The organism is Runella sp. MFBS21 (assembly GCF_029433105.1).
Classification (GTDB): domain Bacteria; phylum Bacteroidota; class Bacteroidia; order Cytophagales; family Spirosomataceae; genus Runella.
The window spans coordinates 1-1,368 of sequence record NZ_JARNTW010000056.1 but is presented as its reverse complement, the minus strand read 5'-3'; the positions used below and the strand labels follow the sequence as shown (position 1 = coordinate 1,368).

At 39.2% G+C, this 1,368-nt stretch carries 1 protein-coding gene; it reads right to left on the bottom strand.

From position 1 onward, the window contains the following. Positions 1–43 precede the first annotated feature (43 nt). Entirely contained in the window at positions 44–1,288 is a 1,245-nt protein-coding gene (locus P1X15_RS32410; RefSeq protein ID WP_277342251.1) for an IS256 family transposase, read from the bottom strand. Between the last annotated feature and the right edge of the window lie 80 nt (positions 1,289–1,368).

The following is a 1,368-nucleotide window of genomic DNA, read 5'->3' as shown; positions in this document are numbered from 1 at the left end:
GGGAGTGTACGCTGAACTGTGTCAGGATTTTAGTTTTGCCTTTTCAGCCTCCGAGGTAATTTTCTCTGTCAGCTTGTAATCTATCGCCAAATTTAATGTACAATTGCGACATGGCCAACCCCCAATTATGGATTGGCATCGTCCATTTTTTTGATAAGTCTCTTACTACTAAATAAACTAATTTCAGCAAAGCTTGATCGGAGGTGAATGCACCCTTGGTTTTGGTGACTTTGCGAATTTGCCGATGCATTCCTTCAATGGCATTAGTGGTATAAATTACCCGCCTAATTTCAGCAGTATATTCGAAAAAAGTAGACAGATTAGTCCAATTATTCATCCATGATTTTACAGCCAGCGGATATTTTTTGCCCCACTTATCCTGAGATTCCAATAGCTTTTCGAAGCCTTGTTCCTGATTAATTGCTTTATAAACAGGTTTCAAATCTTCAATGACCATTTTTTTATCTTTTTCAGGCACATAACGCAGACTGGTCCGAATTTGATGAATGATGCATAATTGTATTCGCGTTAGGGGAAATACGGCTTCAATAGCTTCAGGAAAGCCTTTCAGACCATCAATACAAGCAATCAGAATGTCTTCAACTCCTCTTTGCTTTAAATGCGTCAGCACTGAAAGCCAGAACTTAGCGCCTTCGTTTTCAGAAAGATAAATGCCGATTAACTCTTTTTTCCCTTCTCGGCTTATTGCCAATATGTTATAAATTGCCCTTGATTCGACTCCGCCACTTTCACGTACTTTGTAGTGCATACAGTCCAGAAAAACAAAAGGATAAACAGGCTCCAAAGGACGATTACACCATTCATTTATCAATGGAACTATTTTATCTGTAATATGAGAAATCTCAGTGGCAGATATGTCCATCCCATACATTTCCTTGATGTATTCTGAGATATTACGTGTACTCATTCCACGAGAGTACATGGCAATTACCTTATCTTCAAGCTCTTCGGTGATGATTAATTGACGTTTGGGTAATATTTTCGGCTCAAAAGTCCCTTGACGGTCTCGGCTACTTTCAATCTCTAAATGCCCTGATTGAAGACTTCGAACTGTCTTTTTTGTCTTGCCATTTTTACGGTTATTCTCACCGGCAGCCTTGCTTTCTTCCAAGTGGTGAGTTAGTTCACCCTCCAGCATAGATTCTAGAAGATGTTTTAGCATTGGAGCAAATACACCATCGGTGCCGCCCATTTTTCTGCCTTCATAAAGACCTTGAATTGCTTCTTCCTTGAAGCGCTCGAAATTAAAGGATTCGTCAGTTTTCATTGTGTCTATAAGTTAAAACTAAGTTACTTATTTTCCCCCTTTGATTCAATTTGGGGTGACACAGTTTAGTTTACAATCTC

Excerpts from the sequence above, each read along its gene's own strand:
- P1X15_RS32410 (WP_277342251.1), bottom strand. The coding sequence starts at position 1,288 with ATGAAAACTGACGAATCCTTTAATTTCGAGCGCTTCAAGGAAGAAGCA.